Source organism: Erysipelothrix aquatica (genome assembly GCF_009828775.2).
Lineage (GTDB): Bacteria > Bacillota_I > Bacilli_A > Erysipelotrichales > Erysipelotrichaceae > Erysipelothrix > Erysipelothrix aquatica.
In genome coordinates, this window is the sequence record NZ_WTSY02000041.1 from 1 (window position 1) to 12,613 (window position 12,613).

General features: G+C 38.9%; 10 protein-coding genes and 1 pseudogene. 4 read left to right on the plus strand and 7 right to left on the minus strand.

The window, feature by feature from the left end:
• The 3 genes and pseudogenes from GVV20_RS09560 to GVV20_RS09570 form a co-directional block, all read left to right on the plus strand.
• On the plus strand, window positions 1–753 hold a 753-nt coding region (locus GVV20_RS09560; protein ID WP_250690188.1), incomplete at its 5' end, for an FtsK/SpoIIIE domain-containing protein.
• Window positions 754–834: 81 nt separating this feature from the next.
• Window positions 835–1,044, plus strand: coding sequence for a DUF3173 domain-containing protein (locus tag GVV20_RS09565; protein WP_159740300.1), 210 nt, complete (start codon window positions 835–837; stop codon window positions 1,042–1,044).
• 12 nt (window positions 1,045–1,056) lie between these two features.
• Window positions 1,057–2,173: pseudogene (locus GVV20_RS09570) on the plus strand (tyrosine-type recombinase/integrase).
• A 67-nt stretch (window positions 2,174–2,240) separates the two neighbouring features.
• On the opposite strand, the gene guaA reads toward GVV20_RS09570, so the two are convergent.
• Both guaA and guaB read right to left on the minus strand, forming a co-directional pair.
• Window positions 2,241–3,773: a glutamine-hydrolyzing GMP synthase gene (guaA, locus tag GVV20_RS09575; RefSeq protein ID WP_159740301.1), complete on the minus strand. Its 1,533-nt coding sequence runs from the start codon at window positions 3,771–3,773 to the stop codon at window positions 2,241–2,243.
• On the minus strand, window positions 3,763–4,896 hold the full coding sequence (gene guaB, locus GVV20_RS09580; RefSeq protein WP_159649319.1) for an IMP dehydrogenase: 1,134 nt from the start codon (window positions 4,894–4,896) through the stop codon (window positions 3,763–3,765). The genes guaA and guaB overlap by 11 nt, the downstream gene beginning before the upstream one ends.
• An 81-nt stretch (window positions 4,897–4,977) precedes the next feature.
• On the opposite strand from guaB, the gene GVV20_RS09585 reads away from it, so the two are divergent.
• Window positions 4,978–5,784 (plus strand): HAD family hydrolase, encoded by an 807-nt coding sequence (locus tag GVV20_RS09585; protein ID WP_159740302.1) that lies wholly within the window; start codon window positions 4,978–4,980, stop codon window positions 5,782–5,784.
• Between the two features lie 91 nt (window positions 5,785–5,875).
• Here the strand turns inward: GVV20_RS09585 and GVV20_RS09590 are convergent, their stop codons facing one another.
• The 5 genes from GVV20_RS09590 to GVV20_RS09610 form a co-directional block, all read right to left on the minus strand.
• Window positions 5,876–8,431, minus strand: coding sequence for a WxL domain-containing protein (locus tag GVV20_RS09590; protein ID WP_159740303.1), 2,556 nt, complete (start codon window positions 8,429–8,431; stop codon window positions 5,876–5,878).
• Window positions 8,431–9,498, minus strand: a complete 1,068-nt coding sequence (locus tag GVV20_RS09595) for a DUF916 domain-containing protein (RefSeq protein WP_159740304.1) — start codon at window positions 9,496–9,498, stop codon at window positions 8,431–8,433. Before GVV20_RS09595 ends, GVV20_RS09590 begins: the two co-directional genes overlap by 1 nt.
• 6 nt (window positions 9,499–9,504) lie before the next feature.
• Entirely contained in the window at window positions 9,505–10,230 is a 726-nt protein-coding gene (locus GVV20_RS09600; RefSeq protein WP_159740305.1) for a WxL domain-containing protein, read from the minus strand.
• 314 nt (window positions 10,231–10,544) lie between these two features.
• Window positions 10,545–11,561, minus strand: a complete 1,017-nt coding sequence (locus GVV20_RS09605) for a hypothetical protein (protein WP_159740306.1) — start codon at window positions 11,559–11,561, stop codon at window positions 10,545–10,547.
• A 2-nt stretch (window positions 11,562–11,563) separates the two neighbouring features.
• On the minus strand, window positions 11,564–12,337 hold the full coding sequence (locus tag GVV20_RS09610) for a permease prefix domain 1-containing protein (RefSeq protein WP_159740307.1): 774 nt from the start codon (window positions 12,335–12,337) through the stop codon (window positions 11,564–11,566).
• Window positions 12,338–12,613 lie beyond the last annotated feature (276 nt).

Below are 12,613 nucleotides of genomic sequence, written 5' to 3' on the forward strand. Positions count from 1 at the left end.
ATTGATACTATTTATTGGAAATCCAAATATACACTAATAGATGATTTCTTACTAGTTCTCGGAGAAAGTCTAACAGAGCAATTAGTATTAGATTTATCAGTAGTCCCTCATATCTTAATAGGAGGAGCGAGTGGCTCTGGTAAATCCGTTTTACTAAAGTTGATAATTAAGCAATGTATTATTAAAAATGCTCAAGTATTACTTGCTGACTTTAAGGGTGGTGTTGATTTTCCAAAATCATGGAATAATCAAATTGATCTGATTCTAACTTTAGACGAATTAATTCTAACTTTGGAAAATATCAATATCGCTCTTGAAAGTCGAAAAACACAATTCTATGAAAACGACTGTTCAAATATAAAAGAATTCAATTTAAAAGGAAATGACATGAAACGTATTATATTTGCCTGTGATGAAATTGCCGAAGTACTCGATAAAACTGGAGCTACAAAAGAACAAAAAGAACGAATCGCTATCGTTGAAAACTATTTATCAATCATCGCTCGTCAAGGAAGAGCTTTTGGAATTCATTTGTTACTAGCAACTCAAAGACCTGACGCAAATATTCTCAGTGGTCAAATTAAAAACAATATTAATTGTCGAATCTGCGGACGAGCAGATAGCGTCCTATCTTCAATCATATTAGATGATACATCAGCAAGTAAAATGATACCCAAAGACTCACAAGGACTCTTTATTAATCAAGACAAGCAAGTTTTTCAAGGGTATTGGATTAATGATAATAAACTCTAATTTTTGAAACACCATTTTATTTGATATAATCATAGGTGAGTACACAATTCTTATCTATGATTATATCTGAAAGGAGGAAATATGCTTACTATTACAAAGCAAGATATCATAGATTTAGGATATGGAAATTCTTTTGCATCAAACATTATCAGAGAATCAAAACTAATTATGGTTGATAGAGGCTATCCATTTTATCAATCTCGTAAAGTAAATAGAGTTCCTGTTGATGTTGTAGAAGAAATTCTTGGAATTACTTTGTCTGATAAAACACTTGATTATATGAAAAAATAATGAGGTGATAACATGGCAAATGAACCAATAAAAAAAGCAAAAAACGGAGCATACTATTTCAGAGTTCATCTAGGATTTGATGAAAAAGGAAAGAGAATTCAAATATACAAGAGTGGATTTGCAACCATGAAAGAAGCTAGAGAAAAATACTATGAGTTATTATTTCAAAAAGAAGAATATTTAGTCTCAAAAAAAGAAATCATACTCTTTAAAGAATACACTGAAAAAATCTTCTTACCATGGTATAAAACTCAAGTAAAAAAACAAACCTATGAAAATAGAATTTCAATCATAGAAGCACATTTCAAACACTTCTGTACAATGAGCATTGATGATATAGAACCTATTCATGTACAAAAATGGCAATTATCTTTAATGAAAGATTTAAAACCATCTTATGTGCGTTCCATTCAAGGACTATTCTCACTAGCTATGGATAGAGCTGTTGTATTAGGATTAGCTAAATTGAATCCCTCTAAAGTTATTGGTAATGTGAAGAAACAAAAAGCTACAATTAATTTTTGGACACTTGATGAATTTACGAAAGTCCTTTCTGTAATCAACAGAAACGATTTCTACGAATATTTCCATTATATAAGTATCCATCTATTATTTATGACAGGAATGCGAATCGGTGAGGCAACTGCCCTATCTTGGAATGATATTGATTTTGGCACTGGTATTCTTTCTATAACTAAGAATCTAATTTATAAGAATCAAAATGACTACAGATATGGAGATACCAAAACGAAAGCAAGTAATCGTCATATTGTACTTGATACCGATACATTGGCTTTACTTAAAAATTGGAAAGATATTCAAAAAAAAAATAATTCCAAAAAGCAAATTCATATTAAGTTACAATAGCTATCCCACTCAAAAATATACTTTAGCACATGCAATCAAAAGATACTCGAAGCTCGCTAACGTACATTCAATCAGAATCCATGATTTAAGGCACTCTCACGCTTCCTTACTGATTCAGTTGGGTGAAAACCCATTGATTATTAGAGACCGCCTAGGACACGAGGAAATCGAAACTACGCTTGGAACATATGGGCATTTATACCCTAATACCAATTATGAGGTAGCAAACAAACTCAATGGATTAATCAATCATGTGCAATAAATGTGCAATGATAAAAAGAAAAAGAGCGTAACCCCTTATAAACAAAGGACTTACTGCTCTTATTCTCTTACTCCCACTCAATCGTTGCTGGTGGTTTTGAGGTTACATCATACACTACGCGGTTAATCCCTTTAATCTCATTTACGATACGTACTGAGATGATTTGAAGAATATCATAAGGGATTCGTGCCCAGTCTGCGCTCATACCATCAACAGATGTGACAGCACGAAGTGCAAGTGTATAATCATAGGTTCTTTGATCGCCCATGACACCTACTGAACGCATGCTTGTGAGCACGGTAAAGTATTGCCAGATTTCGCGATCAAGTCCTGCTTTCGCAATCTCTTCACGAAGAATCCAGTCAGAATCTTGAACGATTCTGATTTTTTCTTCTGTGATATCACCGATGATACGGATAGCAATTCCAGGTCCTGGGAATGGTTGACGGTGAACGATGTGTTCTGGTAAACCAAGTACCAATCCTAATTGACGCACTTCGTCTTTGAATAATGAACGGAGTGGTTCAATAAGTTTGAAATCCATATCTTCTGGTAATCCACCAACGTTGTGGTGTGATTTGATTGTTTGTGCAGTTTTTGTTCCAGATTCGATAACGTCAGCATAGATTGTACCTTGTGCTAACCATTTCGCATCTTTAAGTTTTTTCGTTTCATCATCGAAGACATAAATAAACTCATTTCCGATAATTTTGCGTTTTGTTTCAGGATCATCAACACCTGCAAGTTTATCTAAGAAGCGTTTTTGTGCATCGACTTTGATTAAGTTAATCTTGAAGTGATCACGGAACACTTCTACAACTTGGTCTGCTTCATTTTTACGTAACAAACCATGGTCTACAAAGATACATACGAGTTGATCACCGATTGCATGGTGTAATAACGCTGCAACGACAGCACTGTCAACACCACCGGATAATGCACAAATAACTTGTTCATCCCCGACTTGTTCACGGATTAATGCTGTTTGTTCTTCAACATAATGTTCCATTGACCATGTAGCTTCTGCATCACAGACGTCAAACACAAAGTTACGGATCATATCAATACCGTTTTCTGTGTTACGAACTTCTGAGTGGAATTGGATTCCATATTGTTTCTTGGCTTCGTTACCCATCATGACGATTTCTGTATTGTCTGATGAAGCATATACCTCAAAACCTTCAGGTACTGCTTTAACTTGATCACCATGGCTCATCCATACGTTGTATGTAGCTGGTAATCCTTTTGTAATTGCATTCTCTTTCTTAACATTAATAGGCGCTAAACCATATTCACGTTTGTCATGAGATTCAACAACGCCACCATTTTGGTGCGCCATTAACTGCATGCCATAACATACACCAAGAATTGGTAATCCTAATTCAAAGATTTCTTGGTCGATGTGGTATGCATCGTCTTCATAAACAGAGTTTGGTCCTCCTGATAACACGATACCTGCGATATCTTTATCTGCACGAATTGCTTCTGCAGTAATTTCGTTATCAAGAAGTTCACTATATACACCTAAATCGCGAATACGGCGCACGATTAATTGGTTATATTGTGATCCAAAATCTAATACAATAATCTTATTTGCCATTGTAGTTTGGAGCCTCCTTAACATTATCTACGTCATGTGGGTGACTTTCTTTTAAGCCTGCCCCTGTTATTTTAACAAATTGTGCTTTCAAATGCATGTCTTCTATTGTTTCACATCCACAATAGCCCATACCTGAACGCACACCCCCTAACATTTGATACACAACGTCTGTAATGGATCCTTTAAATGGCACTGTTGCTTCAATTCCTTCTGGTACAAGTTTTGAAAGTTCTTTAACCCCGCCTTGGAAGTAACGATCACTTGAACCGCGTTGCATTGCGCTTAATGATCCCATTCCAACATAAGATTTAACTTTCTTACCAAATACTTCGATGACATCACCAGGAGTTTCCTCAGTTCCTGCTAATAATCCACCAAGCATGACACAACTTGCGCCAGCTGCTAAGGCTTTGGAAATATCACCCGATAGTTTAATACCACCATCAGCAATAACACCAACGCCATATTGTTTTGCGACAGAATAAACATCATTAACTGCTGTCAGTTGGGGAACACCAACACCTGCAACAACACGTGTTGTACAGATTGATCCTGGACCAACTCCAACTTTAATAACATTGGCTCCCGCATAAATTAAGTCAGTAGCACCTTGAGCCGTAACAATGTTACCACCTACAATATCCAAGTCCTTAAACTCTGCTCGGATTGCCTTCACGGTATTGATAACACCTTCTGAATGGCCATGTGCGCTGTCAACAGCAACAATATCAACACCTGCTGCGACCAATGCACGAACACGTTCTATTGACGATTCACCAACGCCAACTGCAGCACCAACACGCAAACGTCCTTGTCCGTCGACATTTGCATCTTCGAATGTTTCTTCCACAGTTGTTTCTTTTACCACACGTACCATCGCCGCTTGATCTTCGACAGGCATATTCTTATGAATAAAACCCATACCACCAAGCTTGGCCAACATGATTGCCATACCATCTTCCGTAACAGTATCCATTGCTGCAGATACAATCGGAATATTTAATGTAATCTTGTCAGTTAAACGCGTTTGTAATTTAACTTGAGCAGGTACAATTTGTGATTTTGCTGGCACCAACAATAAATCATCAAACGTATATGCTTCTTTAATTACTTTACCATTCATTTCCTCTACCTCCTTAAATCTTGTAGTTTATTATACAGAAACCCTACCCAATATGCTAGTGAAATATGCTAAAATGTTCCTATGAACCATGAAAACATTAAATTAGCCATCTTTGATATCGATGGAACGCTGATAAAACGCGGGAAAACGACGATTGAAGAAAGTGCCATCACCGCAATTCGCAAACTCCGTGATACTGGAGTTGAAGTTTTAATCGCCACAGGTCGTGCTTTTTATTTTATTCAAGATGACATTCATGAACGAATGCATCCTGATTTTTATGTAACGGTCAATGGCTCAACTGTTTATGATATTGATAACAACGTCATTCATGAAGTCCCTATGTTGATTGAGGAGGTCAACGCACTGACTGAATTTGCACGTACACATCGTTTAGGGATTGGGTACAAACTGAATCAAGAAATGCATATTTACAGTGATTATCAAATTTTTACAGATGTTTATTTACAAGGGAGTCCTAAGGCTTATATTTTAAAGGATTATACACAAGCGCCTTTATTAGTTGAAGGTCAAGAATTACCGAAAGGCATCTTTATGATGGGAGATGAGTCGCTCATCGAATCGGCACGATCGTTTGTAACGGATGCGCGAATCTCAAAAGCATATACGAATGCCTTTGATATTTATTCTCGTCGTGCAGGGAAAATGCGAGGGATTGAAGTTGTTTTAGAACGTCTAAACCTTAGCTGGCATGAAGTCGTAGCGTTTGGTGACGCGGACAACGACGTAGACATGCTCTCTGCTGCTGAAATCGGGGTAGCAATGGGTGATGCTCCCGAACATGTTAAAGACGTCGCTACGTTTGTTACAACAGATTTAGAGAACCATGGCATTGCCCATGCCATTGAAACACTTTTTGATTTATAGGTATAACACACGCTTCCGCTTCGGGGGCGTTTTTTTTTATTCAGTTTGCCCTTACAAAAAAAAGCAGACGTCTGTCTGCTTTAAGTTTCGCTTATTTGGCTTCGAGGATCCATTCTAACTGTCCTTGGTAAGGCGTATTCGCATAGACTCGTTGATAGTTCTCGATAAATAACTGTACGCCTTGATTGGCAGTCCATTCGATGGTTGTATCTTTATCATATGTTGTGCTTGATGTTTCATAAACCACCATTGCTTGTTGGGATGCTTCTGGAATTGGTTGTTGATTGAGGTAGAAGGCGTCTTTCAAAATACTCTTCGAATTGCCCTCAATTTGCAATGGCTTTGTCACACGTACACTCAAACGCCATCCTGTTTTTACATTGCGACCATCACGTATTTGAATGGTTGCGATGTCTGTTCTTGGATAGACTGTTGGACGTTCGGATAATTGGACATTACCAAATGATAAAGTCGTTGGGACTGTTAGAATTTCTAAAGGCCCTTCGGCATCATAGGTTACCCAACTGGATCGATACAGATAATCACCATAGGAAGCAATTCCATATGTTCCATTATCAATGGGTGTCGATAACGTTTCTCGTAAGTGTCCATCAGCTGGTGCGACGAAGAGTGCTTCCGGTGTCGTTGCCAACCGGACAATCGCGTTGGGGTTGGTCGTAATTTCTAAGATACGTGCACTTTCTTTTTGAACCGGCGTATCAAGAATCATATTCCCCATCGAAATTGTTCCCTTATTTCTTAAACTAATTCCATTTATATTCGGCAATATTCCAGGGCTACTTGAACTTATATTGGTACCACTCCAATTCCCTGATGTATTAATCGCAGCTTTAAGAGAATAGTGCGCATACGTGTTCATAATGTAACGATTGGCACCAAAAACGGTATCATCAGGATATCCCACTTGGCTTGGAAGTGTATCCCAGGTATTGATTTGTTGGGTTTCTATCGTTGCACTGCCTGAATAAACAAAATTAGTGCTACGTGTACGGTCAACAAAATTAAGATAATTGGGCTGCGTAGGTATCGTTCGATAATCCCATGACGTCGTTGCATAGAAGACATGACTGTATAAGGCTTCGGAAATATTGATATCGACATTCGAATTTACGAACGAGATGATGGGTGAATGGAGGAGCGCCGTACGATTGGTTGGTTTGAGACTCGAATCGCCCATCGTCGCTTTAAAGGTACTGTTATCAAAGACCGTTTCTCGATATATTTCAAAGGTATATCCAGGAACTGCATTGTCAACATCAATGATAAAACTTGCGCCATTATAGTTGTAGAGTGTATAAGAGTAAACATTAAATCCGGTTATCTTATCTGCTTTAAGATGAATCTTTCCCCCGTCATTGACAAATGAATTGGGTACATTGTTGACCACGTTGATCCCATAATAAACAATGTCTTTGGCATCTATGGTTATCGACCCTTTATTCAAGAGTTTATCGTATGTCCTTAAACCTGACAGTGCAAAAGTATTCGCTTTTAAATTCAATGTTCCGGCATTGTCTAGGGTCTTGGCTTGAATCCCGTAGTTAGGATTACCCGAGGCGCTCGTATGTTGGTTAAAGTCAACCACAGCATCCTTTTCGATAACGACATCAACACCCGTATCATCAACAATCGATACATTGGAACTGATAGTGGTAGTACTGTCTTTTTTAAATGTGATTGATCCTGTTACATTCAGAAATTCATTGAGTGCCGAATCTACAATCAAATAAGTTTGACCGGTGAATATCGCATGGGTTGCTTCCATAACTTCATGGGCAGCACTTGCCCGCAGCCTAATAATATTGATATTGGAGTTGTGAATTTTGACCGTTCCTCTAACGTTGTGGGTGATTTGCGGTCCATAATACTCAACGTTATCATAAGTAATTAGTGTATTTTGGTAAATACTCGATAACGTTCCGTAGTAGTTTTCGCCTTCGATGGCGATATTTCGAAATGTCATGGCTCGCTCATTCCCATTCCCATTGCCTGTGTAATGGATGGTATCGGAGTATGAGGCTGACTTGTATTCGTTAAATGTATGACGGATTCCTGTTTCCGGATTGGTTCCGTCGACAATAAAAGAATAGTTATCAGGAACCTTAATCCCACCCGCTAGTGCATGCATATCAGCACTGAGATAATATGTGGTGTATTGGTTGACTCCTTCAATTCCTTGCGCCTCAATGAGACGTTTTAGCTCGCTAAAGTCGGAAACGATTTTCTCATGCGCTTGCAGTGTTGCACGAACCTGTTGCACTGTATCTTCACGTGGATGGATCATTGATGGGTCAATCGAATCGGATGCTTGCAGACTATTTGATTCTTGTACCGTTGTGGGTTCGTCCTGCAGTTCTGCGTTTTTAACTGGGCTCTCGCTTTCAGGTAGATTGTCAGTGGACTCGTGCGTTTCATCTGTTGGTTTGTGTCCTTCGGATGGTTCATCATTGGTACTCAAATCTTCTTGAGTCGTTGTCTCTGGCGCAACTGTAAGCGCAGTTGTGGCGGTATCAGCATAAACCTTACCATTCGAAGGAGACGGTTTATTCACAACAAAACCACCAATGATCATCACTGCCATTAGCACAATTACTAAACTCAATTTTTGCAGCTTTTTCCGGCGCATTATGCGTTCCGTCTTTCGCGTTGTTGGCGATATCGCATATAAAGGATAATCACCAAAAGTATTACTATGATTAGAAGTAGTCCCACGACGAGTACTAGCATCCAATTGGTTTGTTTTGCAATGACAGATCCGTCATTCACAGCATCGGCAGTATCAGGCTCAACGGTATGAACTTCTTGCCAATGCCACACTTCTTCACCACTTTTTATTTCTAAATCAATGACGTAGGTACCCGGTTCGAGTTTTTGTGATTGGACCGGATAGGCAATTGGAAATTGCGTATTCGGCAGAATTCCACCTACTTGTTTCTGAATTCGCGCAATAGGTTGGTCCGAACCTTCAGGAGTTACGGTACCATTGATACTAATATCATTCATTACAACCGCACGATCATTTTGAAGTGTTGATACAAACTGAGGTTTGAGATCCACAACTTCTGCACCACTTTTAATATAGTTAAGGTTTTTTTCTACCTTTGTTTCATTCATGCGAATTTGGAGCGCAATTAAGTATGTGGTACGACTTTCAATTTGAATCTCACCTTTAGCTTTTTTTGATGTGTCAGCTTGTATTTCAATTGTATCCGCAGTCACCGAAAAACCACCCACACTTACACCGTCAAATGCAACACTGGGTGCCGTTACATCAATAGCAATGGTGGATCTTTGATTTGCTGGAATAATGACTTCTTGCGTTCTGAGAACAGCCATTGTTGTCATCGGGTGTTTCATCGATACGTCTGGTGTTTCTTCATGGATATAGGACTTTTCAGCGTTTAATGTTGTGGTTCCATTTTGAAAATTGATGGACGCACGCATCGGTTGATCCCCTTGGTTAATAACATCAAAAGAAATAGTTTGTTTCATATTGGGTTCCATCATTAAATCAAAATATCCAACATTGGGATCGTATTGATTTTCCGGAAGGTTGGCTTCAACATAAAACGCACCATAGGATTCTGCATGGGCAGAAAACTGTGGTGCGATAAACAATGTGATAAGCATCGCAACCAATGTAAAAATAACTGTTCGTGATGTTACATTAATGTTTCGTTTACTAAAAGACATATAGGTCTAAGGTTGTTGGCTTAAAGTCCAGTTGATTTCTGATTTATAATCACCGACACGAGCGCCCTTTGTGTCTGCATTAAGTGTTACTTTCGCATTTTCAGTTTGTGCACTATCGCCTAACCAACTCATCAACCAGGTACCCATACCATTGTGTGTTGTTGCTTGCATGATTGTGACTTGACCACCACCTGCAGTCAATACAATCGGTGTTTGGCCAACTGGTTTATTGAGGTTTGTTGCATCTGTTGATGAAACGGCACCACTTGTCAATGTGATTGTTGCACTGTTCAGTGTATGATCATCGGTGGTTTCAGGTGTTTGCATCGTATTGGTAAAATCACCCAATTGTGCTGAAAGTGTCCACCCTTTTCCAGTAGCCGTACGGTCAGATACCTGAACGTATGGGTTCATCGAAATTGCTTGAATGGTTTGTGCTTTCTCTTCAATAGCGGTTGGCTTAAATTTGAAGTGTGGCACGTAGTCAATGGTCATCGGACCGACAGATCCTGTTCCTTTACCATCCTCAGGATCGATTGGATCTAATGGTTTTGTAGGATCTGTTGGATCTACTGGAACAACTGGTTTGTCCGTATCTGGTGCAGTAAAAGTTGCGGTTGCTTCAGATGTTTGCGGTACCGCTGTTTCCTGCGCAATAATTGGTGTTGCTGCGATGGCAGCTATAAGTATGGACAATGTGCCCACACGTAAAAATGTATGATTCTTTTTCATGATTTCCCCCTCATATATTTCAACATTAACATCATTATATTCATATAACAAACAATCCGCCCACATAATTCCGTTATGTTAACCTATCGAAACAATCTTCATATTGAAATTGGTGTATTTTGTGATATTTTCCTGTTTTATCACATGATAAATTGCATCACATCAAGACATCGTGATCTTAATTCATCTTTAGGGAGAAATCGAAACCAATATATTGCAAACGCTTTCGAATCAACATATACTTGTTAACCCGCTTTATTATAATCATAGTTGTTACGCTTGGATCCATCAACAAATAACCGATTTGTCTTGTTTTATAGCCGGGGTACAAAAATTGAAGACTGCATTTGTTCATAAACGTGCTGGGGCGCCACAAACCATTCTTGATACCCAGCAGCGTCGGATGAGTATTCAACGATTACTGTATCATCTGTATATTGGTAATAACGAATCCGCATTTGATCCAGATTCATTGATTCAATCGTCACTCCCATCAACTCTAGTTCCAAAAGTAAGGGATACGTTTCAACAGGCGTATCGAAAAATGATTGCGCGACTTGCACTTCAAAATCACTGGTATTTTTGATGAGCGGCCCTGTTTGTAAATATAACGACGAATCGTCATAAAAATTTATAGACACATCATAGGAAGAATCCGTTGCTTTCTTTAGTGTTCCTGAGCGCTGGAACGGGAATGGATAGTAGTATTTTTGCACGTCTTGATCTTCATCATACGCAGCAATTCGGTACTTACGATCATACATTTTATCAATCAGCGGCATTATTTCATAGGCATAATTTCCAACCGTATTCATGGGGTTTGTCTTCTCAAAGAGTGCATTGGTGGTTGGTTGTTTTCCACCACTGCCATTACGGTTATCGTATCCAAATCCAAATTGTATATTTTCGGGACGGTACATAACTAGAACCTCATAGTTTCGAACCACCCATTCGCGACCGTGGTATGCCTTCACTCGAGTCATATCCTCCGTCGGTGTTTGCTTTGGTGTCCACCGAAGATCAAGATTACCTGCATTATTTGCATAACTTTTGACCAAATTATGGTCGTTTTGAATTGAAAAGCGGGAGAACGGACCCCATGATTCCACTATCATTGGGATATAATGAGTGTCACTTTCAAATATATACAAACGTTCATTTTCATAAACAGGTACTGGGCCTTCAATGTTACAGTTTGCTACCCCAGCACTTTCGCAAAAGTCGCTAAGCAGTCGATCTTTTGAAAGATACCACCCCTGAAGGTACACAGCCACACCAATCAGTAGGCTTGATACAATCACAAATAGTGCCGCTTTATGTTTCTTCGACATCGTTAATTCCCCCTTTTTATTTGAATCTGACGCACTGACCCATCCAATGTTCGAATATGAATCGCCATTTCTTGAGGCACTTCCTCAATCCCTCGGTAGACGAGTAAAAGATGGGAAGACCATGTCTTCGTATACGTAGGGCTATTGGCGAATACATAATCGAGTCCTCCTTCTGGTATCCCCGAAATAATTGTAAAGTTAGAGCCAGTAAGCGCAATGGGTTTGCCATCAATCATTGTTTCAAAATCGTAGGCAAATAAATTACCGAGAAATGGACTTCTACTGTTTAAACTTTGATGCTTGACGCTAATGAGTACCATGCCATTCTCTGTGTACATAAAATCTTGAAGCAAAAACTCTGTATTGCCGACAACAATATGCTGATCGAGTTGCTGGTAGTATAGCGGTTCAAGTGCCTGTAGTTCATCCGTAATCGACGCCGAATACCCGTCAAGCGTTGAAATGCGTTGCCATAGGCTTGGCCCAAACAATAGTAAGAAACTCAGTACTGTGACAATCAGAAAGAGTTTGCACGCCAAATACAACCAACTGAAGATCGGATGGTGCACGTTGTTGAGCATCTGGCCTATCTCTTGAGGATTCCCCATGGCAGCCATCGCATAAGATTCAGCTGTCTTCGGATTCATTCCTTGCGCAAGAAATGCTTCATAGGCATCATCAAGATGTGCTGTGTACTCGTTTCGTATCTTCCGTCTAACAAATGGATACTTAATTTCTTTCATCAATTTATCTAAGAAAATGTGGTATCGATTCATGTGCGAATCTCCTTTTTGTGATTATGTCCTGGATGTTGATCGTATTATGGTCGATGAACTTAAAATGACAGCAATGAGAGTCTGTTTAAACGATACTATGTATATCTATGTATATTATACCTAGATATACATAGTACGTCAATCTTTGACTGGGTATGGATCCTTAATCGTGCGTATATTTAGGGTTAAACACACATACATAGTTTTTTTTCATTTTTTTTAAAATCGTCTGAGAGCCTTTGTACAGTGGTTCTTTTTACTCATAAAATTATGAAT